The following is a 354-nucleotide window of genomic DNA, read 5'->3' on the forward strand; positions in this document are numbered from 1 at the left end:
TGCAATGTCGGCACCATGCTGCCGGACGGAATCGAAAACGGCTGGAACAGAAACGTACGGATCACCAGTGCGGGCACGGGTGAGGAGAGAACGACGAGCACCAGTACCCAAAACCCGTGCGCGTACCATTTGTTTGGCTTGAACCGGGACGCGAAAGGCACGACGAACGCCACCCACAGAACCATCAAGCCGATACTTGAAAGGTTGGCCAGCCACGCAAGATCGACGCCCGGCACCACCGGCAATCCAATGTAGATAATCGCGAAACTGAGGATGCTGACTGCCACAAGGCTGGCCACCGCCAACCTGCCGGCGCCAATCCACAGAAACCCGCCGAATGGCCCCCCAAAAGCC

Annotated in this window: 1 pseudogene; it reads right to left on the reverse strand. The window is 59.3% G+C overall.

Features of this window, described 5'->3' with window-relative positions:
• A pseudogene (locus ACWTU9_RS33315) lies at window positions 1-299 on the reverse strand (hypothetical protein); the annotation flags it as partial.
• Between the last annotated feature and the right edge of the window lie 55 nt (window positions 300-354).

It is taken from the genome of Mesorhizobium sp. 128a, assembly GCF_053848025.1.